Origin of the sequence: Micromonospora sp. WMMD998 (assembly GCF_029581235.1) — a bacterium.
In the GTDB taxonomy this organism is placed as follows: domain Bacteria; phylum Actinomycetota; class Actinomycetes; order Mycobacteriales; family Micromonosporaceae; genus Micromonospora.
On record NZ_CP120740.1, the window covers coordinates 6,184,923 to 6,209,138 of the forward strand.

Consider the following 24,216-nt stretch of genomic DNA (forward strand, 5'->3'; position numbering starts at 1 on the left):
TCGCCCCGGTCGCGGGGTCTGCCAACAGCGTGGACCAGCCTTCCCGACCGGCCACCGGTACACCCTGCCCTAACCATCAGGCGGGACGCCGTGGTTACGCGCCGCCCTCGACCCGCAGCACGCTCGTGACCGAGCGGACGGTGTCCAGCCCGCGCAGCTCCCGCACGGTGGTGGCGAGCGCGGCGTCCGGCGCGACGTGGGTGACGATGACCAGCTCGGCGTCGCCGCCGGCCGGTCCCTGCCGCACGGTGGCGATGGAGACCTCGTGCCGGGCGAACACGCCCGCCACCGCCGCCAGCACGCCCGGCCGGTCGGCCACGTCGAGGCTGATGTGGTAGCGGGTGAGCGCCTCCCCCATCGGCCGCACCGACAGGTCCGCGTACGCCGACTCGCTTGCCTGGCGCACCCCGGCGAGGCGGTTGCGGGCGACCGCCACCACGTCGCCGAGGACCGCGCTGGCGGTGGGCGCGCCGCCCGCGCCCCGGCCGTAGAACATGAGCTGCCCGGCGGCGTCGGCCTCGACGAAGACCGCGTTGAACGCGTCGCCCACCCGGGCCAGCGGATGGGTCAGCGGGATCATCGCGGGGTGCACCCGCACGTTCACCGTCTCCCGGCCGGCGGCGTCGACGCCCCGGGCGGCGATGCACAGCAGCTTGATCGTGCAGCCCATCGCCTTGGCGCTCGCCACGTCCGCCGCGGTCACCTCGGTGATGCCCTCGCGGTGCACGTCGGCGGCGGTGACCCGGGTGTGGAACGCCAGCGAGGCGAGGATGGCGGCCTTGGCGGCGGCGTCGAAGCCCTCCACGTCGGCCGTCGGGTCGGCCTCCGCGTACCCCAGCTCGGTGGCCTCCTCGAGCGCCTCGGCGAAGCCGGCGCCGGTGGCGTCCATGGCGGAGAGGATGAAGTTGGTGGTGCCGTTCACGATGCCGGTGACCCGGGTGATCCGGTCGCCGTGCAGCGACTCGCGCAGCGGGCGCAGCAGCGGGATGGCCCCGGCGACGCTCGCCTCGTAGTAGAGGTCGGCGCCGCCCTCGGCGGCGGCGTCGTGCAGCGTGGCGCCGTCCTCGGCGAGCAGCGCCTTGTTGGCGGTGACCACGCTCTTGCCCGCGCGCAGCGCCTCGACCAGCCAGCCGCGGGCCGGCTCGATGCCGCCGACCACCTCCACCACCACGTCCACGTCGTCCCGCTTGATCAGCCCCAGCGGGTCGGTGGTGAACAGGCTCTCCTCGACCGGCAGGTCGCCACGGTCCCGGCCGAGCCGGCGTACGGCGATGCCGGCGATCTCCAGCGGGGCGCCGATCCGGGCGGCGAGGTCGGCCGACTGCTCGTGCAGCAGGCGAACCACGTCGCTGCCGACCGTGCCGCAGCCGAGAAGTGCCAGGCGAACAGGTGAGGTCATTCGACATCCAATGCGAGCAGGTCGTCTTCCGTCTCCCGGCGAACGATCACCCGGGCTTGTCCGTCCCGGACGGCGATGACCGGAGGGCGCGGCACATGGTTGTAGTTGCTGGCCATGCTCCGGCAGTAGGCCCCGGTGCCGGGCACCGCGACAAGATCTCCGGGCTGCACGTCGGCGGGCAGGAATTCATCCTTCACCACGATGTCCCCGGACTCACAATGCTTTCCCACCACCCGGGCGAGCATGGGCGTCGCCGCCGACGCGCGGTTGGCCACCGTCGCCGAGTAGGAGGCGTCGTAGAGCGCGGTGCGGATGTTGTCGCTCATCCCGCCGTCGACGCTGACGTAGGCGCGACCGCCGGCCGCGTCGCCGAGCGCCACGCACTTGACGGTCCCGACCTCGTAGAGCGTGAACACGGCCGGGCCGACAACGGCCCGCCCCGGCTCGACCGAGAGGTGCGGCACGGCCAGGTTCTCCGCCGCGCACTCCCCGTCGACGATCTTGCGGAGCCGCTTGGCCAGGTCGTGCGGGGAGGCCGGGTCGTCCTGCGTGGTGTACGCGATGCCGAAGCCACCGCCCAGGTCCAGCTCGGGCAGCTCCACGCCGCGGGCGTCGCGGATCTGCGCCTGGAGGGCGAGCACCCGGCGGGCGGAGACCTCGAAGCCGCTGGCGTCGAAGATCTGCGAGCCGATGTGCGAGTGCAGCCCGCGCAGCTCCAGCACGTCCTCGTCGAGGATCCGGAAGGCCGCCGCCGCGGCGTCGCCACCGGCCAGCGAGAAGCCGAACTTCTGGTCCTCGTGCGCGGTGGCGATGAACTCGTGGGTGTGCGCCTCCACGCCGACGGTGACCCGCAGCAGCACCCGGGGGCGCACGCCGCGCTCCCGGGCCAGCGCGGTCAGCCGGTCGATCTCGGTGGACGAGTCGACGATGATCCGCCCGACCCCGGCGTCCACCGCCCGGGTCAGCTCCGCCACCGACTTGTTGTTGCCGTGGAAGCCGATCCGCGCCGGATCCATCCCGGCGGAGAGCGCGGTGGCCAGCTCACCGCCGGTGCAGACGTCGAGGAACATCCCCTCCTCGGCGATCATCCGCACCACGGCGCGGCAGAGGAACGCCTTGCCGGCGTAGTAGACGTCCGCGTCCGGGAAGGCGGCCCGGAACTCCCGGCAGCGTTCGCGCAGGTCGTCCTCGTCCAGCACGTACGCCGCGGTGCCGAACTCGGCGGCCAGGTCGCGGACGTCCAGGCCGGCGACGGTGAGCGCGCCGGCCGGGCCGCGCGCCACGTGACGCGGCCACAGCGCCGGCACCAGGGCGTTGACGTCGGTCGGGGTACGCAGCCATCCCGGCCCTCGGTTGCCGATGTCCCCGTGCAGGGCACCGGCCTCGTGCGCCCGCACTACCGATCTCCGCTTCGCGACTGCGGGGCTCGCAAGCTCACTCCTCGCGCTCGCACGACTACATCCTCTCCGGCGCGGAGACGCCGAGCAGGTGCAGGCCGTTGGCGATGACCACCCGGGTGGCGTCGTTGAGCCAGAGCCGGGCCCGGTGGGTGTCAGTGATCTCCTCGTCGCCCTGCGGGGCGATCCGGCAGTTGTCGTAGAACCGGTGGTAGGACTGCGCCACGCTCTCCTCCAGATAGCGGGCGACCCGGTGCGGCTCGCGCAGCTCGGCGGCGGTGGCCACCACGGCGGGAAACTCGGCGAGCGCCTTGAGCAGCTCGTTCTCCTTCTCGTGACCGAGCAGCTCGGGGCGGAACGCCGCGGCGTCGCCCCGGCTCAGGCCGATCTCGGCGGCGTTGCGGGCCGCCCCGGCCGTCCGGGCGGCGACATACTGCACGTAGTAGACCGGGTTGTCGTTCTTGGCCCGGGTCCACAGCTCCACGTCGATGTCGATGGGCGAGTCGGCCGAATAGCGGGCCAGCGCGTACCGGGCGGCGTCCACACCGATGGCGTCGACCAGGTCCTCCAGCGTGACCACGGTGCCGGCCCGCTTGCTCATCCGCACCGGGGCGCCGTCGCGGACCAGGTTGACGAGCTGGCCGATGAGGATCTCCAGGGTGCGCTCCGGGTCGTCGCCGAAGCACGCGGCCATCGCCCGCATCCGGCCGAGGTAGCCGTGGTGGTCGGCGCCCAGCATGATCACGACCCGGTCGAAGCCGCGTTCCCGCTTGTCCAGGTAGTAGGCGCAGTCGGCGGCGAAGTAGGTCCACTCGCCGTTGGACTTGCGCAGCACCCGGTCCTTGTCGTCGCCGAAGTCGGTGGTGCGCAGCCAGGTCGCGCCCTCGGACTCGAAGACGTGCCCCTGCTCGCGCAGCCGGGTCAGCGCCGCCTCCAGCTCGCCCCGGTCGTGCAGGTCCTTCTCGTTGAAGTAGGTGTCGAACTCGACGCCGAAGTCGCGCAGCGACGACCTGATCTCGGCGAACATGAGCTGGACGCCCTCGACCCGGAACACCTCCTGGGCGGCGGCGTCCGGCAGCTCCCGCACCTCCGGGTGGCGCGTGACCACCTCGGTGGCGATCTCCGCGATGTAGGCCCCGCCGTAGCCGTCCTCCGGGGCGGGCTCGCCCTTGGCGGCGGCCAGCAGCGACCGGGCGAACCGGTCGATCTGGGAACCGGCGTCGTTGAAGTAGTATTCCGTGCCCACGTCGGCCCCGGTGGCACGCAGCAGGCGGCTGAGCGCGTCGCCGACGGCGGCCCAGCGGACCCCGCCGATGTGCACCGGGCCGGTCGGGTTCGCCGAGACGAACTCCAGGTTGATCCGCTGCCCGGCCAGGGTGTCGCTGCGCCCGTACGCCGGACCGGCCTCGACGATGACCTTGGCGAGCTGGCCGGCGGCGGCCGGGTCGAGCCGGATGTTCAGGAAACCCGGGCCGGCGATCTCCACCGACTTGACCCCCGGCGCCCGGCCGAGCTGCTCAGCGAGCGCGGCGGCCAGCTCCCGCGGGGGCACCCCGACCTTCTTGCTGAGCTGGAGCGCCAGCGTGGAGGCATAGTCACCGTGATCGGGGTTGCGGGGTCGCTCGACGGTGGTCTGCGCGGGCAGCGCGGCGCGGTCCAGACCCCGTTCGTCGAAGACGGCGTGGGCTGCGGCGAGGACGACCTCGGCGAGTTCTGCGGGAGTCACTGAACCATGTTATCGGGGGTAGACTCGGGCACCGCGGCGGCGACCCAGCATGTGAACCGGCACCCCCGCTCCCCTGACCGACCGACCTGACGAGGCACGATGAGCATCAGCACCCCGGGCGGCCCGGAACGCCGTCCCACCGTGGTCAGCACCGGCAAGAAGCCGGCCGCCGGCCGACCCGCGGCCGGCGACAAGCCCGCCGCCAAGGCCGGCGCGGGCAAGGCCGGGGGCGGCAAGGGCACGCCACGGCCGGGCGCCGGGGGCAAGGGCCGCAAGCCGGTGACCCCGGTGAAGGTGAGCCAGGGTCGCTCGTGGGGCCCCATCGCGCTCTTCGTCGCGGTCGGCGTGCTCGCCGTCGGCATCATCGGCATCGGCGCGTGGGCGGTCTACCAGGGCGCCCAGCCCTGGGAGAAGCGGGCCGACGCGATCGACGGCGTGGTCGACTTCCGCAAGACGGACAAGGACCTGCTCAAGGGCGGCAACCACCAGCCGGGCACGCTGAAGTACGAGCAGTCCCCGCCGGTCGGCGGCCCGCACAACCAGGCCTGGCAGAACTGCATGGGCGACGTCTACGACGCCCCGATCGCCAACGAGCACGCGGTGCACAGCCTGGAGCACGGCACCGTCTGGATCACCTACCGCCCCGACCTGCCGGCCGACCAGGTGGCGACGCTCAAGAGCAAGGTGCAGGGCCAGGAGAAGCTGATGCTCAGCCCGTACGAGGGGCTGGACAAGCCGATCTCGCTCCAGGCGTGGGGCTTCCAGCTCAAGGTCGACAACGCCGACGACGGCCGGATCGACGACTTCATCAAGACGCTGCGGGTGAACGCCTCGATCGAGGGCCCGAACGCGCTCTGCGACCAGGGCGTCACCGCCACCGGCACCACCCCTCGGGACAACCTCCAGCCGAACATGCCCGAGCAGCCGAACCAGTGAGGACGCCACGATGACCGCTCCGGTGACGACCGACAGCGAGTTCGACGAGGTCCCGGCCACCGACGACAAGGGCCGCCGGGCACCGGTCCGCCGCTACGGCCTGCTGGTCGTGGCCGCCGCCGTCGTGGTCGGGCTTCTCCTCGGGTACGCCGGTGGCCTGCTCACCCCGGCGCTCACCCGCCCGGGCGACAACTCGGCCGAGGCCGGTTTCGCCCGGGACATGACCACCCACCACAACCAGGCCGTGGCCATGGGGCTGTTGGCGTTCCGCCAGGGCCAGGACGCGGAGGTACGTCAGGTCGGTGTGGACATCGCCACCGGGCAGCAGGGCGAGATCGGCACCATGCAGACCTGGCTGCGCTCCTGGAAGCTGGACCCGACCGGCGGGCAGCCGCCGATGGCGTGGATGCCGGGCGGCGCCGAGCTGGTGAAGGACGGCCTGATGCCGGGCATGGCCACGCCGGAGGAGATGGCGAAGCTGAAGGCCGCGAGTGGTCGCGAGTTCGACGTGATGTTCCTGACCATGATGATCCGCCACCACATCGGCGGCGTGCACATGATCGACGGCATCCTCGACGAGGGGCACGACGACGACGTGCTGGCGGTCGCCCAGGTCATGAAGAACACCCAGCAGAACGACCTGGCCAACCTCAACGCGGCGCTGAAGCGCCTGGGCGGCACACCCTAGCGCCCCACTTGTCCGATTAGACCGATTAAGGCGTTTCAGGGTTAACGACCCATTGCCCGGCTTCGGGAGTTTTCTACCCACATATCGTGACCGGTTCCGGTTCGGGCTCGTTGCGCAGGACGTGGGGGTTGCACTCAGAGACGCAGGGCGGTCGGTGACCAGCTGGTGCCGACGCCACACCATCGGCGGTGACGGAGCGGTGGCAGCCGTCCGTCGCGGACTGCGGCAGGGCGAGCCGGGAACGCTCAGCCGCGAACAGGAACTCGAACTCATCGACGTGCTGCGGGGCGTCCACCCCGACGAGTTCGGCCTCGACGAGGAGCTGTGGACGCGGCAGAGCCTCACCACGCTCATCGAACGCCGGTTCGGGCTGGCCATGGACGCCGGCACCGTCGGGGCGTACCTGCGGGCCTGGGGGCTCGGGCCGCGCGAGCCGCGCGAGCGGGCCTGCGGGCTCTGCGTCGGCGCGGTCGAGCGGTGGGTGCGCAGCGAATACCCGGCGATCACGCGGGCGGCCCAGGAGCACGCCGCGGAGGTCTACTGGATCGGCCGGGTCCGGCTGCGCGGCACCATGCCGACCGCCGAGGTGGTCTCGGCGGTCTCGTCCCGGGGGCGGGTGCGGTTCATGGTCACCACGCCCTCGGTGGACCCGCCGCTGCCCCGGGACTTCGTCCTGCGGCTCAGCGGCGCCGAGGAACGCACCGTGCACCTGATCGTGGACGGCTCCTGGCCGCGCAACGAGTGGCCCCGACGGCTGCCGCGACGCATCGCGCTGCACCCGCTGCCGAGCTGCGGTCGCACGCTCGCCGCCGCCTGACCCGCCGCGCGGTCGATACCGATTCGGTGATCCGGGAACGGGTTTGCTACGCTTCCCGGGTCGCTGAGCCCCCGTAGCTCAGGGGATAGAGCACCGCCCTCCGGAGGCGGGGGCGCAGGTTCGAATCCTGCCGGGGGCACCAGAAGACGTCGAAGCCCGGGCCGCCGCGCCCGGGCTTTCCCGTGGGGTCAGCCAGCCTCGCGCCGGGCACGGGCGCGGCGCTTGCCCTCGTGCATGGCCTGGACCCGGGCCACCGGAATGGTCCGCCCCTCCGCCACCAGCTCCGCCGGCAGCGGCTGCGGCGCGGGCAACGCCTCCGCCCACGGATCCCGGTCCCCGAGCAGCGCGGGCACCGTCCTCAGGGTGAAGTCGGCGGGCGTCGCCGACCCCAGGTCGTCCCAGCCGATCGGGTACGACACCGGCGTGCCCGGCCGGATCCGGGGGCTGTACGCGGCCACCACCGTCGCGCCGTACGCCCGGGTCGAGTCGACGAAGACCCGGCCCCCGCGGTCGGCCACGACGAACGCGGTGGTGGCCAGCGCCGGGTCGAGCCGTTCGGCCCGGGCCGCGAGCGCCCGGGTCGCGGCGGCGGCCTCCTCGGCCGTGGTCGCCGGCGCCACCGGCACGATCACGTGCAGGTCCTTCGCCCCGCTGGTCTTGACCGCGCCGGCCAGCCCGGCGTCGGTGAGCGCCTGCCGCACCAGCAGCGCGACCCGCACCACCGTGCAGAACGCGTCCCCCTCCGGCGGGTCCAGGTCGAGCACCAGGTGGGTGGGATGCTCGGCCTGCCCGGCCCGGGCCAGCGTCGGGTGGTATTCCACCGCCCGCTGGTTGGCGAACCAGAGCAGCGTGCGCCGGTCGTCGCAGAGGCCGTAGGAGATGGTCCGGTGCGACGCCTCCGCCCACACCTCGGTGCGGCGCACCCAGTCCGGCGTGTACTTCGGCAGGTTCTTCTGCATGAACGGCTCCTGGCCGGGCCGGACCCGCAGCACCGACAGCGGCCGGTCGCGCAGCTCCGGCAGGATCCGCCCGTGCACCGCGTCGAGGTAGTCGACCAGGTCACGCTTGGTCGCCCCGGCGGCGTCGAACAGCGGTTGGTCCAGGTTGGTAAGCGAAACCCCGTCCCGGGTCTCGTCAGCGGCGCCCATCCGCCCACCTTCCCGGGCCGCGCCGGCCCCGGCAACCCCGACACGGCGGCGGCCCGCCGCGCCTCGTGGCGCATGATGGTCCCCGAGACCACCGTCGGGTCGAGCGGAGGGGGCGCGGTGACGTTCGAGGACGACAGGTGCGCGTCCGACCCGGCGGACCAGGCCCGGGCCTGCACGGTGCGGGAGGCGCTGGACCGGGTGGGCGGCAAGTGGAGCATCGGCATCCTGGTCGCCGCCTCGACCGGCCCGGTCCGCTTCACCGAGCTGGAACGGCGGGTGGAGGGGATCAGCCGGCGGATGCTCACCCTGACGCTGCGCCACCTGGAGCGCGACGGCCTGCTGGTCCGGCACGTGTACGCCACCGTGCCGCCGAGGGTGGAGTACACCGCGACCCCGATGGCCCGTGAGCTGTACGAGTCGCTGGTCGCGCTCACCCGCTGGGCCGAGCGGCACCGCGAGGCGATCAGCGCGGCCCGGGCGGCGTACGACCGAAACCACCCGGAACCTGTGGCGAAGCCCACGCAATCCGTCTGACCGATCGGTCAGGTGCTGACCGATCGGTCAGGCATGCTTGGGGGCATGGCACGCCCCACCCCGGCCACCCACGCCGAGCTGCTCACCGCGGCGGCCCGTCGGTTCGCCGTCAACGGCTACAAGGGCACCTCACTCCAGGACATCGCCCGCGAGGTGGGCTGTTCCAAGGCCACCGTGCTCTACCACTTCGCCAGCAAGGACGCCCTGCTCTGCGAACTGATGGCCCCGGCCATCGCGGTGCTGGAGGAACTCGACGCACGGCTCGCCGGCCTCACCGGCGCGCCCGCCCAACAGACCGCCGCCGAAGGGTTCGTCGACCTGGCGGTCCGGTTCCGCCGGGAGATCGCGCTGCTCCGGGGCGAGTTCCCGGACCTGCTCCAACAGCCGGCGTTCGCGCACATCCAACAGATCTCCGAACGGCTTGTCGCCGCCTTCGCCGGCTTCTCCGACCGGCCGGCGGCCCGCGTCGCCGCGCTCGTCGTGCTCGCCGGCATCGCGGAGACCTGCGGCGAGTTCCTGGACATCAGCGACGAGGAGCTGCGGCCCGCGCTGCTCGCCGTCGCGCACCGCGCGCTCGAACCCACCACCTGATCCCACTGTCGCAAATCCCGAGGACGAAGGAAGGTCCATGGCGACCCTGCTGTACCGGCTCGGCCGGACATCCCTGCGCCGGCGGCGACTCGTCGCCGTCGTCTGGCTCGTCGTACTCGTCGGTCTCGGTCTTGCCGCGGCCACGCTGCGAGGCCCGACGGCGAGCAACTTCACCATGCCGGGCACCGAGTCGCAGCAGGCGATCGACCTGCTCGCCGACCGGTTCCCGGCGGCCAGCGGCGCCACCGGCACCATCGCCGTGAAGGCCCCGCAGGACGGCGCCCTCACCACGCCGGACGGCCAGGCGGTGGTCAAGCAGGTGACCCAGGAGGCGGCCACGCTGCCCGGCGTGGTCGGCGCGGTCGACCCGTACCAGGCACAGGCGATCACGCCGGACGGCCGGTACGCGCTGATCCAGGTGCAGTTCGCCGGCCGCGCGGACGACGTCACGACCGAGCAGCGCGACGCGTACGAAAAGGTCGGTCAGCAGGCCGAAGCGCAGGGCTGGCAGATCGCCCCCGGCGGTGAGGTCCTCAACGGCGAGCCGGAGGTCGGCTCGACCGAGGCGCTCGGTGTGCTGGTCGCGGCGATCGTCCTGGTCATCACGTTCGGCTCGCTGGTGGCGGCCGGCATGACCATGCTGAACGCGCTGATCGGCGTCGGCGTCGGGATGGCGGGACTGTTCGCGCTCAGCGGCGCGGTCGAGCTGACCAGCACCGCCCCGATCCTGGCGCTGATGCTCGGCCTCGCCGTCGGCATCGACTACTCCCTGTTCATCACCTCCCGGCACCGGCAGAACCTGCTCGACGGGCTCTCCCCCGAGGAGGCGGTCGGCCGGGCCGTCGGCACCGCCGGCTCCGCCGTGGTCTTCGCCGGCGCCACCGTGGTGGTGGCGCTCGCCGGCCTGGCGGTGGTGGGCATCCCGTTCCTCACCGTGATGGGCCTGGCCGCCGCCGGCACCGTCACCGTGGCCGTGCTGGTGGCGATCACGCTGGCCCCGGCGCTGCTCGGCTTCGCCGGCCGGAAGGTGCTGCCGCGCAAGCTGCGCAACCACGAGGCGGTCGACAACCCTGCCATCGGCTCGGAGGACCGCTCCGGCTTCGGGTTCCGCTGGGCCCGCTGGGTGACCCGCTTCCGCATCCCGGTCATCCTGGTCGGTCTGCTCGGCCTCGGCCTGCTCGCCATCCCGTCCCAGGACATGCGCCTGGCGCTGCCGGACGCCTCCGCCGCCGCCGAGGGCAGCCCGGCCCGGGTCAGCAACGACCTGATCCAGGCGGGCTTCGGCCCCGGCTTCACCGGCCGGCTCGCGGTCGTGGTCACCGCCGACTCGCCGCAGGCCACCCAGGCCGCCGTGCCGCAGGTCGTCGCGCTGATCCAGAAGACCGACGGGGTGTTGGCGGTCGCCCCGCCGCAGCTCGACCCGTCCGGCCGGACCGCGCTGCTCGGGGTCATCCCGAAGACCGGGCCGACCGACGAGAAGACCGAGGAGCTGGTGCACGACATCCGCCGGCAGGTCGGCGACGTCCAGAACGCCGACGTGATGCTGACCGGCGTCACCGCGATCGGCATCGACGTGTCGGAGAAGCTCTCCGACGCCCTGCCGGTCTATCTGCTGCTGGTGGTGGGCCTGTCCGTGCTGCTGCTGATGCTGGTGTTCCGGTCGATCCTGGTGCCGGTCAAGGCGGCCCTCGGCTTCCTGCTCACCGTCGCGGCCACGTTCGGCATCACGGTGGCGGTGTTCCAGCAGGGGCACCTGGCCGGGCTGCTCGGCGTGGACACGCCGGCCCCGCTCGTCAGCTTCCTGCCGATCCTGCTCATCGGCATCCTGTTCGGCCTGGCCATGGACTACGAGGTCTTCCTGGTCTCCCGGATGCGGGAGGACTTCGTGCACGGCGAGACCGCCCGCGACGCCACGATCAGCGGCATGGGACACGGCGCCCGGGTGGTCACCGCCGCGGCGCTCATCATGATCTCGGTGTTCGGCGGCTTCGTCTTCCTGGACGACCCGATCATCAAGTCGATGGGCTTCGCGCTCGCCATCGGCGTCGCCATCGACGCCTTCGTGGTCCGGATGACGATCGTCCCGGCGGTGATGTCGCTGCTGAACAACGCCGCCTGGTGGCTGCCCCGCTGGCTGAACAGGGCGCTACCCAACGTGGACGTGGAGGGCGAGGGCCTCCGCACCCACCTGGCCAAGCGCGAGCCCGCCCAGGTTTAGGTGTAAGGAGGGGCCCCCGCTTAACGCTTTCTGCATAGGCGGGGGCCCCGCTTAACACCCGCGCTCACACCCCGGCCGGGTACGTCTCCATCTCGCCCGGCGTCACCAACGCCGGCAGCGGGTGCAGCGCGGTCGTCTCGTCGCACCAGACGAAGGCGTCGTACCGCTCCCCCAGCCGCGTCGGCACGTAGTTGCCCCAGGACTCGAAGCTCGGGTCGTACACCACGCCGATGGCCCGGTGATCCGCCTCGCCGGTCACCCACTCCGGCTCGTCCGGGCCGCCGAAGACCAGCACCGCCCGGTCCGGCATCAGCTCGTGCAGCCGGCGCTCGACCGACCCCTCACGCGCCGGCGGCACCACCATCGTCTCGGCCGGTGAGCCCCAGCGTGGGGCGGCGACCACGGTGCCCCGGTAACCGCCGAGGCCGATCAACGCCACCGCGTCGCGCCCGTACCGCTCCCGGCCGAGTTGACCGATGTTCACCATGCCGTCCGCCGCCATCTCGGTGGCCCGCGCGTCCCCGACGTGCGTGTTGTGCGCCCACACGACGCCCCGCGCGTCCGGCCCGTAGCGGTCCAGCAACCGGTCCAGCGTGTCGGCCATGTGGATGTCGCGGACGTTCCACGACTCCGGACCGCCGCCGACCATGGCCCGGTAGTAGCGCTCCGCGCCGGCCACCACCTCCGCGTTCTGCCAGGCCGAGAAGCGGTCCGGGCCGTCCGCGGCGGCCTGTTCCCGGGTACGCGCCAGCAGCCGGACCACCTCCTCCTCGCACCGGGCGGAGACGAACCGGCTGGCCATCCCGTACTCCTCGACCTGCTTGCCGTACGGCTCGAAGCAGCGGTACGCCTCCTGGGCCGCCTCCAGCGAGGCCGGATCCTCCTCGCCGAGGTAGTCGAAGATGGCCTGCATCGACTCCCAGAGGGAGTAGACGTCGAGGCCGTGGAAGCCGGCGCGTTCGCCCTCGGGGCGTTCCAGGTTCCAGGCCCGCAGCCAGCGGCAGAAGCGGGCCACCTCGGCGTTCGCCCACATCCACGTGGGCCATCGTTCGAAGCGTTCCAGCGCGACGACCGGATCGGCCAGGCCGCCGGGTGCGCCCACCACCGACCGGTGCACCCGGTCGCAGTCCGGCCAGTCCCCCTCCACCGCGACGAAGTCGAAACCCTGCTCGGCGATGAGTCGCCGGGTCAACTGCTCCCGCAGCCGGTAGTAGTCGTAGCTGCCGTGCGTCGCCTCGCCGATCATCACGATGTGGGCGTCCCGGACGCGCTCCAGCAGCGGGTCGAAGTCGCTCGGCGCGCCGAGCCGCTGAACCAGCATGTGCGCGGCTACCCGGGTGCCACCCGGGCAAACCGTCGCCGGACCGGACCGGGCGACCGGGTGGACCAGCGGGCATGCCGGCCGGGCATACGGGTAACCGGCCGGCATGACCGTCACCGGCGCACAGTTGCAGGAGTTCCTGGCCGGGCTCGACTATCCGGTCTCCCGGGAGGACCTGGTCCGCTGGGGGCAGGAGAACGGCGCCAGCACCGAGGCGCTCCAGGCGCTCCGCACACTGCCGGCCGAGGAGTTCGACACCCCGGCCGAGCTGGGCGAGGCCCTGCTGATCCTGAACGGCTAGCCCGGCCCCGCCCACCGCCACGTGTTAATAAGGGGCCCCGCCTCTACCGGAGGCGTTAAGAAGGGCCCCCTCCTTTCACGGTGATGGTGTGGTGGCCGGTGGCGCCGTCGGGGAACGGGGGGCGGCGCTGCTCGGGCTGCACCGCGCCGGTGCCGTCGGTGGCGCGTACCCGCAGGGTGTGCGGCCCGGCCGGGACGTTCCGCCAGGCGTACCGCCACTGGACCCAGGTGTCGGTGGAGGCGGTGGGCAGCAGCTCGGCGTCCCGCCAGGGGCCACCGTCCACCGAGACCTCCACCGCCGCGATGCCCCGGTGCTGCGCCCAGGCCACCCCGGCCACGGTGACCTCTCCGGCGGGAAGTCGGGCGAACGGCGCAGGCCGGTCGATCCGGGATGCCGTCCGGACCGGCCCCTCCCGCGCCCAGCCCCGCCGCACCCAGTACACGTCGAAAGCGTCGAATGTGGTCACCTCCAGCTCGGTGACCCACTTGCACGCGCCCGCGTACCCGTAGAGCCCGGGGGTGAGCATCCGGACCGGGTAGCCGTGCGCGAACGGCAGCGGCGCGCCGTTCATGCCGACCGCGAGCATGGCGTCCCGTCCGTCGAGGAGGGTGGCGATCGGCGTGCCGATGGTCATGCCCTCGTCGGAGCGGGCCACGAGCTGGTCGGCGCCGGCCCGGATGCCGGCCTCACGCAGCAGCGGGGCGAGCGGCGCGCCGAGCCATCGGGCGGTTCCCACATACGGGCCACCGACCTCGTTGGACACGCAGCTCAGCGTGATGTCCCGCTCGATCAGGTCGCGATCGACCAGGTCGCCGAAGCTCAGCTCGACCGGCCGCGCCACCATGCCGTGCAGTCGCAGCCGCCACGCTTTTACGTCGATCCGGGGCACGGTGAGCGCGGTGTCGACCCGGTAGAAGTCCGAGGTCGGGGTCCGGAACCCCGGTGCCACCCCGGCGGGTGTCGGCCGGGCCGGCGAGGCCGGCGCGGGCAGCCGGACCGCTTGCCGGGACCGGGCGGCGTCGGCGAGGTCCAGACGGCGCATCGCCGCCGCGCCGGCCCCGGCCAGCGCGGTGCCGACCGCCACCAACGCCGCGTTGCGTACCACCGCCCGTCGTGTCGGCCCGGCCGGCGGTCCCGAGCCGCCGGAGCCGGCCGTGTCAGGCCCGTCGCCGCCGGCCGCGCCGGTCCCGGACGCCGCCACCCCCACCGGGTCGGGGGTGGCGGCGTCCGGGGTGTTCAGGCCGGGCAGGGGCAACCAGCGCAGGAGAGCGGCGGACACGGCGGCGCCGACCAGGGCCGGCAGGGCGTCGACCGGGCCGGCGGCGGGGCGGGTCAGCGCGGCGGCGACGCCGGCCACCCCGAGCGCCGCCGGCCCGAGCAGGCCCAGCGCCGGGCGGTGGCGGGCGGCGATTCCGGTCAGCGCGGCCAGCAGCGCCAGCGCCAGCGCGATCCCGCCCAGCAACAACGGCTTGTCGTACGTGCCGAATGTGCGCACCGCCCATTCCTTGACCGGGGTGGGCGCCCCGTCCACGACGGCGCCACCGACCGCGACCACCGGTGCCGCCTGCGGGCGGACGACGGTGGCGAGCAGTTCGGCGACCGCCACCCCGGCGGCTGCCGCGAGCAGGCCCGTCCCGGCGGCTGCCAGGGTACGGCGGATCATCGGTTTCTCCCCTCACCGGTGGGTCGAGGCGTCAGGACGTCGGCATCAGGACCGAGTCGACGATGTAGACGGTCGCGTTGGCGGTCTGCACGTTGCCGCAGACGACCATCGAGTCGCCGTTGATCGTGAACTCGGTGCCGCTGCCGGCGACCGTCACCTCGCCGCCCTGGAGCGTCTTGTGCGCGCCGGCGAGCTGGTCCGGGCCGAGCCGGCCCTCCACCACGTGGTAGGTCAGCACGTCGGTGAGCATCTTCTTGTCGGCGAGGACCTTGTCCAGGTCGGCCTTGGGCAGCTTGCCGAACGCGTCGTCGGTGGGCGCGAAGACGGTCAGCTCCTTGGCGCTGTTCAGCGAGTCGACGAGCCCGGCCTGCTTGACGGCGGTGACAAGCGTGCTCAGCAGCGGGTTGCCGGAGGCGGCGGTCGCCACCGGCACTTGGGCCATGGCGGCGAAGCTGCCGGGGTTCGTCGCGTCGGTGGGCACCGCGGCGCAACCGGGACCGAACTGGCCGTCGGCCATGGCGGGCGCGCTGCTGGCCGGCGCGGAACTCATCGGGGCGCTGCTGGCCGGCGCGGCGACGTCGCTGTCGTCGCCGTCACCGCCGCAGGCGGCGAGGCCGAGGCTGAGGGTGGCGGCGAGGGCGATGGAGGTGAGCCTCATGGGGCGCATCGGGTGAATCCCTTCAAGTGACTAATTGTCGGTCTGAAAGGGATTCGATGCTCACCGCCGTCCGGATGGGCCGGGCCGCCGAAAAAGATCAGGTGAGCGCGAACGACACGAGCGGCGTCATCGTCGGCTGCGTCGACCCGCCCGCCGGCTCCTCGGTCACGCCGAACAGTCCCTTGCCACGGACGCCCGCGAGCAGCTTCGTGCCGCCGCCCTGACCGGCCGGCAGTACCCCGGCCGAGGTGGCCGTGGCGCCCTCGATCAGCCAGAGCTGGTAGGCCCGGCCCGGCGCGGGCGCGGCCAGCCCCGCCACCAGGGCCACCCCCTCGTCCCGACTCGCCGACGCCACCACGGTCACCCGGCCACCGGCCGGCGCGACGCCGGTGCGCACCACCGCGTCCGGGGCGGCCAGCACCGCCCGGATCCGGCCCGCCTCGTCCCGAGCCGCGTCGGCCCCGGTGCGCGCGTCGCGTACCCGTTGCTCCTGGGTCGCCCAGGTGGCCGCGCCCGCGCCGACGGCCAGCAGCACGGCGGCAGCCGCGACCGCCAGCCGACGCCGCCAGGCCCCGACCGCGACGGGCCCGGCGCGGCCCGCGGGACCGGGCCGCTCCTGCCGGGTGCGCCGGATCTCCGCCAGCACCGCCGTGCGCAGCGCGGGTGGGGGTACGGACCAGGTCGAGTCGGCCAGCCGCGCGGCCGTCTCGCGCAGCTCGGCCAACTCCAGCCCGCAGCTCTCGCAGCCCTCCAGGTGCCGGGCGAACGCGGCCCGCTCGACGTCGTCCACCGCGTCGAGCACGTACGCCCCGGCGAGCGCGTGGATGTCGGTCATCGGGTCAGCCCCACTCCCAGGCAGTCGCGCAGACGGATCAACCCGTCCCGCATGCGGCTCTTCACGGTCGGCAGCGCGGTGTCCAGCAGGCCGGCCACCTCGCGGTAGCTGTGCCCGCCGTAGTAGGCAAGCGTGATCGCCTCGCGTTGCACCTCGGTGAGCGCGTCCAGGCAGTGGCGTACCTGCTGCCGTTCCAGCCGGGCCGCCGCCGCCTCGGCCACCTCGTCGTACGGCGTCTCGGCGGATCCGGCGGCGACCCGCCGGGCACGTTCGGCGCCGGCCTGCTCGGACCGGACCCGGTCCACCGCGCGGCGGTGGGCGATGGTGAAGACCCAGGCGGTGGCGGAGCCCCGGGACGGGTCGAACCGGGCGGCGGTACGCCACACCTCGACCAGCACCTCCTGGGTGACCTCCTCGGCCTGGGCCGGGTCGCGCAGCACCCGCCGCACCAGACCGTAGGCGCGTGGCGAGACGAGACCGTAGAGCCGCTCGAACGCCGCCTCGTCACCGCGTGCCACCGCCCGCAGCAGGTCGTCGGTCTCCGCCCGCTGGTCCGGGGTGGCCGGCGGCACGGCGTGCAACCTCGACCGCCCCGGCACGTCACCGACGCTGTCGCCGTCGGTCATCCGGTCCCACCTTCCGTCGGCTCCCTCTGCCCGCACGGTAGGCATTCGGAGCCGCCGCCGGCCCGGATGGCCGCGATCTTCCGGCCGGTCCCGGTCGCCCGCGTCCCCGCCCGGTTGCTAAAGCTCGACCGTGCGGCCCTGCGCCCGGGCGGTCTCCGCGGCGTCGAGCACTGCCACCACCTCCCGGCCGAACCGGACGTCGCAGCGGTGGTCGCGGGTGCCCGCGTCGACCTCCTCCAGCAACTGGTCCAGCGCCGCGCCGAACGCCTGGAGCACACTGCCGTCGCCGGGCGGGACGCTCTCGGTGCCGTTCTCGCCGAAGAAGACGAAGTCGCGGGTCACGGCCTCGGCCGGCGCGTCGAGGGTGAGCGAGAGCGAGCTGGTCGCGCCGCCGTCATGGGTGAGCAGCAGGTGCACCAGGCCGCTCGGCCCGTCCATCGCGGCGACCCGGGTGACCCGGCCGAGCACCGGCAGGATCAGCGACAGCGCGTGCGGGCCGATGTCCCACAGCGCGCCCCGGTCCCGCCGCCACCGCGAGCCGCCGTACGGGTTTCCGGGCTGAAAGATCGAGGCGAACATGGTGCCCCGGGCGTGCTGCCAGCCGCCGGCCGCGGCGGTCGAGGCGAGAAAGCCGGTGACGTTCGGGTGGAAGCGCTGGGTGAAGAAGACCACCGAGGCCACCCCGGCGCCCTGGGCGGCGTCGACCACCCGGTCGGCGTCGGCGAGGCCGAGCGCGAGCGGCTTGTCCAGCAGCAGGTGCCGTCCGGCGGTGGCGGCCCGGACGGCGATGTCGGCCTGCACGTCCGGCGGGAGCGCCACGGCGACCGCGTCGCACGCCTCGATCAGCGCGTCCACGTCGGTGAAGGCCGGTACGCCGTGCCGGGTCGCGAGCGCCTCCGCCTTCGCCGGGTCCCGCCCCCACACGCCGGCCAGTTGGGCCCGCGGATGGGCGTCGATGGCCGCGGCGTGCGTCTGCGCCGCCCAGTGACCGGTGCCGAACAACCCGAACCGCACCCCGGACCTCCTGCCGTCGTCGGCGGCCACCGGCGTACGCCGGGACCGTGATCCACGCTAGTCGCCCGGCCCGGCCGGCGCGCCCCGACCCGCGTGGGAGGCCGCTACTACGCCGGTTAGTAGGCTGGGCCGGTGAACGACACTGCGTCGATGACCAGCGCGGCGGCGGCCGGTTCGCCGGTGGACGGGTTCCTCGCCACGCTCGCGATCGTGCTGTCGCTGGCGGTCGCGGTCTGGGCCCTGGTCGCGGCCGTGCGGCAGCGCCCGCCGGACCGGGTCCAGTTCGCCGGCCTGGCCGTGGTGGAGCTGGCGCTGCTGGCACTGACCGTGGTGGCGCTCGTCGCGCTCGGCGGCGGTGACCGGCCGGGCGAGCCGGGGGCGTTCTTCGGCTACCTGGTGACGCTCGTCTGCCTGCCGCCGCTGGCCTGGGTGCTGGCCCGGATGGAGCCGACCCGTTGGGGCTCGGCCATCGTCTGCGCGGTCTGCCTGGTCACCCCGGTCGTGGTGGTGCGGCTCCAGCAGACCTGGGAGGTCGTCGGTGGCTGAGACCGCCACGCCGGAGCGTGCCACGAACCGCGGGCCGGGCCGGCTGCTGATCGCGGTCTACATCCTCTTCGCCATCGCCGCGACGTCGCGGGCCGGGCTGCAGATCGCCACGAAGTTCGACGAGGCGCCGGTGGCGTACCTGCTCTCCGCGGTGGCCGCCTTGATCTACATCGTGGCGGCGGTCGGGCTGGCCCGGGCCGGGCACACCGGCCGCCGGGTCGCGCTCGCGTGTTGCTCGGTGGAGCTGGTCGGGGTGCTCGCGGTCGGGGTGCTGAGCATCGCCGACCGCGAGCTGTTCCCGGACGAGACGGTCTGGTCCGGCTTCGGCAGCGGTTACGGCTACATCCCCCTGGTGCTGCCCGTCCTGGGCCTGTTCTGGCTTTACCGCACCCGCCGCCCCCGCGCCTGACTGCGGGGGTGGGTCAGGACTTCGGACCGCCGGCCACGTAGATGACCTGGCCGGAGACGAAGGACGCGCCCTCGCTGGCCAGGAACGAGATGGTGTGCGCGACGTCCTCCGGTCGGCCGGTGCGGCGCACCGCGATCTCGGCGGCGGCGTGTTCCTGGAGCGCGGCGAAGTCGACCTTCATCCGGGCCGCGGTGGCGGCGGTCATGTCGGTGACGATGAAGCCGGGCGCGACCGCGTTGACGGTCACGCCGTACGGGCCCAGCTCGATGGCGAGCGTCTTGGTGAAGCCCTGGAGCCCGGCCTTGGCGGCGGAGTAGTTCGCCTGCCCCCGGTTGCCGAGCGCCGAGGTGCTGGAGAGGTTGACGATCCGCCCCCACTTCCGCTCGACCATGTGCTTCTGCGCGGCCTGGCTGAACAGGAACGCGCCGCGCAGGTGCACGGCCAGGACCGTGTCCCAGTCGGCGTCCGCCATCTTGAACAGCAGGTTGTCGCGGAGCACGCCGGCGTTGTTGACGAGCACGGTGGGCGCGCCCAGGTCGGCGGCGACCCGCTCGACGGCCGCCTCGACCTGGGCCCGGTCGGCGACGTCGGCGCCGACGCCGAGCGCCCGGCCACCGGCGGCGGTGATGGCGTCGACGGTCTCGCCGGTGGCGGACTCGTCGATGTCGACCACGGCGACGGCCATGCCGTCGGCGGCCAGCCGGCGGGCGGTGGCCGCCCCGATGCCGCGCGCGGCTCCGGTCACGATGGCGACGCGGGGCTCCTCCGACATGATTACCTCCCGGTAACGTGGCTCGATCGGAGGAGCCTATCCCGCTGCCGCGTCACCTCAGCAGGCCCCACCCCGACAGAGCCGGATCCACCGGTAACCGTGACCGGCCAGCTTGAGCTGGTCGAGCTTGCCCACGTCCTCGTAGTTGCGGTCGGTCAGCACGTCGATCGGCAGGTCGGCCTCCGGGGCGAGGGTGCTCAGGTCGACCTCCACGTCCTCGGTCCCGAGGTTGTGCAGGAAGACCATGGTCCCGGTCGGCCCGTCGGCGCGGTGCGCGAGCACGCCGGGGGGCATCGGCACGTCGATGTGGGTGGTGCTGCCCGAACCGATCTCCGGGGCCTCCCGCAGGGTACGGATCATCCGCTCGAACCAGCCGAGCAGCGAGCGCGGGTCCTTACGCTGCGCGGTGACGTTCACGTGCTGGTAGCCGTACTCGCCCTTGTCGATCACCGGGCGGATCAGCTTCTCCGGCTCGGCGGTGGAGAAGCCGGCATTGTCCTTGTAGGACCACTGCATCGGGGTACGGATCGCGTCCCGCCCGTCCAGCGACAGGTCCTCCCCCATCCCGATCTCCTCGCCGTAACGCAGCACCGGCGTGCCACGCAGCGAGAACTGCAGGGCGTACGCCAGCTCGATGTGCCGGCGGTCGTTGCCGAGCATCGGGGCGAGCCGGCGGCGGATGCCCCGGCCGTAGAGCTGCATGCTCTCCTCCGGGCCGAATTTCGTCAGCACGTCGTTGCGCTGGTCGGCGGTGAGCCGGGACAGGTCGATCTCGTCGTGGTTGCGCAGGAACGTGGCCCACTGGCCGCCGGTGGGCAGCTTCGGGGTGTCGCGCAGCGCGTCGATGATCGCCTCCGGGTCCTCCCGGGCGAGCGCGAGCATCAGGCGGCCGTTGAGCATGAAGTCGAAGAGCATGTGGATGCGGTTGCCCGAGCCGCTGTCGTCGCCGAAGTAGACGGGCAACTGGTCCGGCTCGACGTTCGCCTCGGCCAGCAGGGCCGCGTCGCCGCGCCGCCACTGCACGTGCTGGCGCAGGTCGGTGAGGAAGTCGAAGTCCTTGGTCGCGTTCGGGTTGCCCGGCTCGGTCTTCTCGATGATGAACGGCACGGCGTCCATCCGGAACCCGGAGACGCCGAGCTGGAGCCAGAACGAGGTGATCTTCTTGATCTCCGCCCGGACCTCCGGGTTCTCGATGTTGAGGTCCGGCTGGAACTTGTAGAAGCGGTGGTAGAACCAGGCTTTGGCGGTCCGGTCGTAGGTCCAGGTCTCCTCCTGCTCGCCCGGGAACACCATGCCCTGCTGCCGGTCGGCCGGCTCGTGGTCGGCCCAGACGTACCAGTCGCGGTACGGCGAGTCGGGCGAGGAGCGGGCGGACTGGAACCACGGGTGCTGGTCCGAGGTGTGGTTGACCACCAGGTCGATGATCACGCGGATGCCGCGGTTCTGCGCCTGGTGCAGCAGCTCCGCGAAGTCGCCGAGCGTCCCCAGTCGCGGGTCGACGTTGTAGAAGTCGGTCGCGTCGTAGCCGTCGTCCTTGTTCGGTGAGGGGTGGATCGGGTTGAGCCAGAGGCAGGTCACCCCGAGGCGGGCCAGATAGTCGAGCCGGCCGATCAGCCCCTGGAAGTCACCCACCCCGTCGCCGTCGGAGTCCGCGTACGAGTCCACGTCGAGGCAGTAGACGACCGCCTCCTGATACCACCTGTCACCCATGCGGGGATTACTTCTCCGAACACGCGCGCCGGCAAACCCGGTACGGTGCCGGGGTGCGAGAGACGGTTTCCGACTGGTCCGCCGGTGTCTGGCTGAACCCGCCCGAGCGGGCCGAGGACGGCGACGGCGCCCTGCTCGTCGAGCCGCGGGGCGGCAGCGACTTCTGGCGGCGCACCAGCTACGGCTTCGTGCACGACGACGGCTCCGCGCTGCTCGCGCCGTTCGCCGTGGACAGCGCCGTCGAGGTGTCCTTCCGGCTCGACTACACCGCCCAGTTCGACCAGGCCGGTGTGCTGGTGCGGGTGGACGAGCGGCGGTGGACCAAGGCCGGGGTCGAGGTGAGCGACGGTTCGCCGCAGGTCGGCGCCGTGGTGACCGACGAGTTCTCCGACTGGTCGGTGGCGCCAGTGCCGGAGTGGTCGGGGCGGGACGTGACGGTCCGGGTGAGCCGGGCCGGGGACGCGTTGACCATCCGGGCCCGGGCCGACGACGAGCCGTGGCGGCTGGTGCGGGTCGCGCCGCTCGACCCGGCGCTGGAGGCGACGGCCGGGCCGTACTGCTGCTCGCCCAGCCACGGCGGCCTGCTGGTCCGCTTCACCGGCTGGCGGCGCGGGCCGGCGGACGCGGCGCTGCACCCGGACGGTTAGCCAGGTCACCGGCGGGTGTGAGCGAGATCGGCCCGGGTACTACCCGTTGATCTCCGGCACCCGTGTGGAAGGACCGCCATGGCCCTGGCCCAAGACGTCGATCCGAACCAGTTCACCGGGCTGACCGGCTGGGTGGCGAGCGTGATCGACTCGATGGGCGCGGTCGGTGTCGCGCTGCTGGTGGCGCTGGAGAGCATCATCCCGCCGATCCCGAGCGAGATCGTGCTGGCGATGGCCGGCTACCTCTCCGCCGAGGGCCGGTTCAACGTGGTGGTGATCGTGCTGGCCGCGACCGCCGGTTCGCTGCTCGGCGCGCTGGTGCTCTACTGGCTCGGCGCGGCGATCGGCGAGGACCGGCTGAAACGCTGGCTGGATCACATCCCGCTGGTCGACCTGGAGGACCTGGAGAAGGCGGACCGCTGGTTCGAGCGGCACGGCCGCTGGGCGGTGCTGATCGGCCGGCTGGTGCCTGTGGTACGCAGCCTGATCTCCGTACCGGCCGGCGCGAACCGGATGCCGATGGGCGAGTTCGTCCTGCTCACCACGCTCGGTAGCGGGGTGTGGAACGCGTTGATCGTCGGCGCCGGCTTCGCCCTGGGCGCGCGCTGGAAGGACGTCGACCGCTACAGCCACTGGTTCAACTACGCGATCTTCGCGATCTTCGGCGTGATGATCGTGAGCTGGGCGGTGAAGAAGGTACGCCGACGGCGTGCCCGGCAGTCGGTGAGGTGTTAAGCGGGGGCCCCGCCACATCAAAATGCGTTAAGCGGGGCCCCCGCCTTACACCTCAGCGGCGGAAGGTGAACCAGTTGACGTTGACGAAGTCCGACGGCTGACCGCTGCTGAACGTGAGGTAGACGGTGTGCCGGCCGGTCACCGCGCCGACGTTGCCGGGCACCGAGCGCCAGGTCTGCCAACCGCCGGTGTTGCCGACCGCGAAGCTGCCGAGCGGCGTCGCGGTCGGGCTGTCCACCCGTACCTCCACCAGGCCGCTCACCCCGGACGCCGCGCCGGACGCGACCCGGGCCACGAAGTCGCGCGGCGGCGTCGAGCCGAAGTCCACGTTGTCGTAGCGGGCCCAGTCGCCGTTGGCCAGGTAGCCGATGTTCTGACCGCCCTCGGTGCACGTCTCCACCTGCACGCCGTTCTGCGCGTTGAACGACTCCGCCTCGATGGTGGCGTACGCGTTGCGCACCCCGCCCGGCGGCGGCGTGGTCGGGGTGGGCGACGGATTGCCGCCACCGCCCCGGGTGTAGGCCGCCACGTAGTCCACGAGCATCGGCCGGCCGGACACGGTCGCCGAGGTCGGCGTGGCCGAACCGGCCACCCCGTCCGGGAAGCCACCGCCCATGGCCACGTTGAGCAGCATGAAGTAGCCGCTGTGGTTGGTCATCTGGCTCCAGTACGGCTCGCCGACCTGGCTCTGGGTGACGGTGTGGAAGAGCTGGCCGTCGACGTACCAGCGCAGTTGCTGCGGGCTCACCGAGGCGTCCCACTCGAACCGGTAGGTGTGGAACGCCGACTGGCAGGAGCTGCCCGGACAGGCCCGGGACGCCCCGCGGCCGTTGAACTCGTCGCACGGACCGCCCGGCGCGACGCCGCAGTGCAGCACGCCCCAGACCGAGTTGATGCCGTTGACGTTCTCCATCACGTCGAACTCACCGATGCCCGGCCAGTTCTGGTAGTTGCCCCGGTAGGGCGAGCCGAGCGCCCAGAACGCCGGCCAGTAGCCGGCCGCCGACGCGCCGGTGACGTTCGGCATCTGGATCCGGCCCTCCAGGGCCAGCACGCCGCCCGACGGCGGTTTGAAGTTCGACCGGACGGTCTCGATCCGGGCCGACGTCCAGCGGCCGGCGGAGTCGCGCAGCGGGGTGATGCGCAGGTTGCCCGACCCGTCCTGGGACAGGTTCGCGGTGTTCGAGGTGTAGGTCTGCTTCTCGCCGGTGCCCCAGTTGGCGGGGCCGCCCGGATAGCTGGTGCCGGTGTCGATGATCCAGTTGGCCGACGACGGCAGCGTGCCGGCCGCGCCGGTGAAGTCGTCGCTCCACACCAGGTTCCAGCCCGACGGCGGGGACGGGACGGCGGCCTGCGCGGTCATCGAGACGGCGGCGAGCGCGGTGGTGCTGACGACCACGGCGGCGGCCAGGGCGAGCCGGCGGCGGATCCGGGGCACGGTGGAGGAGGCGGCGGGGGCCGCCGAGATCGGGTTCATCCGGGTTGCCTCTCTGCGGGGACGGGGGCGGAGAGCGCTCTCTGAGAG

General features: G+C 72.9%; 24 protein-coding genes and 1 tRNA gene. 12 read left to right on the forward strand and 13 right to left on the reverse strand.

Annotation, left to right across the window (positions count from 1 at the left end; genetic code table 11):
• Positions 1-94 precede the first annotated feature (94 nt).
• The 3 genes from O7619_RS28095 to argS are packed head-to-tail and all read right to left on the reverse strand — an operon-like array spanning position 95 to position 4,522.
• The gene (locus O7619_RS28095; protein ID WP_282284447.1) at positions 95-1,399 is read right to left on the reverse strand and encodes a homoserine dehydrogenase; all 1,305 of its coding nucleotides are present in this window, start codon (positions 1,397-1,399) and stop codon (positions 95-97) included.
• A complete protein-coding gene (gene lysA, locus O7619_RS28100; protein WP_282284448.1) occupies positions 1,396-2,796 on the reverse strand; it encodes a diaminopimelate decarboxylase in 1,401 nt (466 codons plus the stop codon). The genes O7619_RS28095 and lysA overlap by 4 nt, the downstream gene beginning before the upstream one ends.
• 58 nt (positions 2,797-2,854) lie before the next feature.
• The gene (gene argS / locus O7619_RS28105; RefSeq protein ID WP_282284449.1) at positions 2,855-4,522 is read right to left on the reverse strand and encodes an arginine--tRNA ligase; all 1,668 of its coding nucleotides are present in this window, start codon (positions 4,520-4,522) and stop codon (positions 2,855-2,857) included.
• A gap of 99 nt (positions 4,523-4,621) precedes the next feature.
• On the opposite strand from argS, the gene O7619_RS28110 reads away from it, so the two are divergent.
• The 4 genes from O7619_RS28110 to O7619_RS28125 all read left to right on the forward strand — a co-directional run bounded on the left by O7619_RS28110 (position 4,622) and on the right by O7619_RS28125 (position 7,105).
• Entirely contained in the window at positions 4,622-5,458 is an 837-nt protein-coding gene (locus O7619_RS28110) for a DUF3105 domain-containing protein (RefSeq protein WP_282284451.1), read from the forward strand.
• Positions 5,459-5,468: 10 nt separating this feature from the next.
• Positions 5,469-6,146, forward strand: coding sequence for a DUF305 domain-containing protein (locus tag O7619_RS28115; protein WP_282284453.1), 678 nt, complete (start codon positions 5,469-5,471; stop codon positions 6,144-6,146).
• 121 nt (positions 6,147-6,267) lie between these two features.
• Positions 6,268-6,963 (forward strand): winged helix-turn-helix domain-containing protein, encoded by a 696-nt coding sequence (locus tag O7619_RS28120; protein ID WP_282284454.1) that lies wholly within the window; start codon positions 6,268-6,270, stop codon positions 6,961-6,963.
• 67 nt (positions 6,964-7,030) lie between these two features.
• Positions 7,031-7,105 (forward strand) — tRNA-Arg (locus O7619_RS28125).
• 46 nt (positions 7,106-7,151) lie between these two features.
• Here the strand turns inward: O7619_RS28125 and O7619_RS28130 are convergent.
• Positions 7,152-8,111: an ATP-dependent DNA ligase gene (locus tag O7619_RS28130; protein WP_282284455.1), complete on the reverse strand. Its 960-nt coding sequence runs from the start codon at positions 8,109-8,111 to the stop codon at positions 7,152-7,154.
• A 117-nt stretch (positions 8,112-8,228) separates the two neighbouring features.
• Between O7619_RS28130 and O7619_RS28135 the strand changes: the two genes are divergently transcribed.
• From O7619_RS28135 to O7619_RS28145, 3 genes are read left to right on the forward strand one after another with little or no spacing between them, the layout of a single operon-like run.
• Positions 8,229-8,645 (forward strand): helix-turn-helix domain-containing protein, encoded by a 417-nt coding sequence (locus O7619_RS28135; protein ID WP_282284456.1) that lies wholly within the window; start codon positions 8,229-8,231, stop codon positions 8,643-8,645.
• A 45-nt stretch (positions 8,646-8,690) separates the two neighbouring features.
• Positions 8,691-9,236 carry a TetR/AcrR family transcriptional regulator gene (locus O7619_RS28140; protein ID WP_282284457.1) on the forward strand — a complete coding sequence of 182 codons (546 nt, stop codon included), beginning with the start codon at positions 8,691-8,693 and terminating at the stop codon, positions 9,234-9,236.
• 37 nt (positions 9,237-9,273) lie between these two features.
• A complete protein-coding gene (locus tag O7619_RS28145; protein WP_282284458.1) occupies positions 9,274-11,454 on the forward strand; it encodes an MMPL family transporter in 2,181 nt (726 codons plus the stop codon).
• A 64-nt stretch (positions 11,455-11,518) separates the two neighbouring features.
• Here O7619_RS28145 and O7619_RS28150 read toward each other — a convergent pair whose 3' ends face one another.
• Entirely contained in the window at positions 11,519-12,775 is a 1,257-nt protein-coding gene (locus O7619_RS28150; protein ID WP_282284460.1) for an erythromycin esterase family protein, read from the reverse strand.
• Positions 12,776-12,881: 106 nt separating this feature from the next.
• On the opposite strand from O7619_RS28150, the gene O7619_RS28155 reads away from it, so the two are divergent.
• Positions 12,882-13,076 carry a DUF2795 domain-containing protein gene (locus O7619_RS28155; RefSeq protein WP_282284461.1) on the forward strand — a complete coding sequence of 65 codons (195 nt, stop codon included), beginning with the start codon at positions 12,882-12,884 and terminating at the stop codon, positions 13,074-13,076.
• 55 nt (positions 13,077-13,131) lie between these two features.
• Here O7619_RS28155 and O7619_RS28160 read toward each other — a convergent pair whose 3' ends face one another.
• From O7619_RS28160 to O7619_RS28180, 5 genes are all read right to left on the reverse strand, one after another.
• Complete coding sequence (locus tag O7619_RS28160) at positions 13,132-14,739, reverse strand: molybdopterin-dependent oxidoreductase (protein WP_282284463.1); 1,608 nt, start codon at positions 14,737-14,739, stop codon at positions 13,132-13,134.
• Between the two features lie 31 nt (positions 14,740-14,770).
• On the reverse strand, positions 14,771-15,406 hold the full coding sequence (locus tag O7619_RS28165; RefSeq protein ID WP_282284465.1) for a fasciclin domain-containing protein: 636 nt from the start codon (positions 15,404-15,406) through the stop codon (positions 14,771-14,773).
• 88 nt (positions 15,407-15,494) lie between these two features.
• Positions 15,495-16,232, reverse strand: a complete 738-nt coding sequence (locus O7619_RS28170; RefSeq protein ID WP_282284467.1) for an anti-sigma factor — start codon at positions 16,230-16,232, stop codon at positions 15,495-15,497.
• Positions 16,229-16,858: an ECF RNA polymerase sigma factor SigK gene (gene sigK / locus O7619_RS28175; RefSeq protein WP_282284470.1), complete on the reverse strand. Its 630-nt coding sequence runs from the start codon at positions 16,856-16,858 to the stop codon at positions 16,229-16,231. The genes O7619_RS28170 and sigK overlap by 4 nt, the downstream gene beginning before the upstream one ends.
• A 117-nt stretch (positions 16,859-16,975) precedes the next feature.
• The gene (locus O7619_RS28180; RefSeq protein WP_282284472.1) at positions 16,976-17,872 is read right to left on the reverse strand and encodes a Gfo/Idh/MocA family oxidoreductase; all 897 of its coding nucleotides are present in this window, start codon (positions 17,870-17,872) and stop codon (positions 16,976-16,978) included.
• Positions 17,873-18,022: 150 nt separating this feature from the next.
• Here O7619_RS28180 and O7619_RS28185 point away from each other — a divergent pair, with 150 nt between their 5' ends.
• Together O7619_RS28185 and O7619_RS28190 are read left to right on the forward strand one after the other, a co-directional pair.
• Positions 18,023-18,418: a hypothetical protein gene (locus O7619_RS28185; protein ID WP_282288972.1), complete on the forward strand. Its 396-nt coding sequence runs from the start codon at positions 18,023-18,025 to the stop codon at positions 18,416-18,418.
• Positions 18,411-18,827 (forward strand): hypothetical protein, encoded by a 417-nt coding sequence (locus O7619_RS28190; protein ID WP_282284474.1) that lies wholly within the window; start codon positions 18,411-18,413, stop codon positions 18,825-18,827. Before O7619_RS28185 ends, O7619_RS28190 begins: the two co-directional genes overlap by 8 nt.
• 13 nt (positions 18,828-18,840) lie before the next feature.
• Here the strand turns inward: O7619_RS28190 and fabG are convergent, their stop codons facing one another.
• A complete protein-coding gene (gene fabG, locus O7619_RS28195) occupies positions 18,841-19,599 on the reverse strand; it encodes a 3-oxoacyl-ACP reductase FabG (protein ID WP_282284476.1) in 759 nt (252 codons plus the stop codon).
• Between the two features lie 57 nt (positions 19,600-19,656).
• Positions 19,657-21,309: an alpha-amylase family protein gene (locus O7619_RS28200; protein ID WP_282284478.1), complete on the reverse strand. Its 1,653-nt coding sequence runs from the start codon at positions 21,307-21,309 to the stop codon at positions 19,657-19,659.
• 53 nt (positions 21,310-21,362) lie between these two features.
• Between O7619_RS28200 and O7619_RS28205 the strand changes: the two genes are divergently transcribed.
• Positions 21,363-21,956, forward strand: coding sequence for a DUF1349 domain-containing protein (locus O7619_RS28205; protein ID WP_282284479.1), 594 nt, complete (start codon positions 21,363-21,365; stop codon positions 21,954-21,956).
• 78 nt (positions 21,957-22,034) lie between these two features.
• Positions 22,035-22,691: a DedA family protein gene (locus O7619_RS28210; RefSeq protein ID WP_282284480.1), complete on the forward strand. Its 657-nt coding sequence runs from the start codon at positions 22,035-22,037 to the stop codon at positions 22,689-22,691.
• A 52-nt stretch (positions 22,692-22,743) separates the two neighbouring features.
• Here O7619_RS28210 and O7619_RS28215 read toward each other — a convergent pair whose 3' ends face one another.
• Positions 22,744-24,159 (reverse strand): carbohydrate-binding protein, encoded by a 1,416-nt coding sequence (locus O7619_RS28215; RefSeq protein WP_282288973.1) that lies wholly within the window; start codon positions 24,157-24,159, stop codon positions 22,744-22,746.
• Positions 24,160-24,216: the final 57 nt, after the last annotated feature.